The organism is Cellulosimicrobium cellulans, from assembly GCF_007679345.1.
In the GTDB taxonomy this organism is placed as follows: domain Bacteria; phylum Actinomycetota; class Actinomycetes; order Actinomycetales; family Cellulomonadaceae; genus Cellulomonas; species Cellulomonas cellulans_A.
Genome location: NZ_VEGH01000048.1, coordinates 1 through 208 on the forward strand (window position 1 = coordinate 1; position 208 = coordinate 208).

The following is a 208-nucleotide window of genomic DNA, read 5'->3' on the forward strand; positions in this document are numbered from 1 at the left end:
GGTTGGGGCCTCGGGTGGCTGACCTTCCTGGTCCGCCGGGCGCGGTCGTGGCGACCGGCGGCGCCCTCGGGGTCGACCAGGCGGATCTCCCGCGCCACCCCCTGCCGGAGCTGGGCGACCGAGCACTGGTGGGCGTCCGGGAGCACCGCGTCCTCCACGGCGTGCGCGACCTGGAACGGCAGGTCGGCCAGCTCCGCGGTCAGCACCT

The 208-nt window shown here is 76.9% G+C and carries 1 pseudogene; it reads right to left on the minus strand.

What is annotated here, in order from left to right:
• Window positions 1-208: pseudogene (locus FS882_RS21265) on the minus strand (HNH endonuclease); the annotation flags it as partial.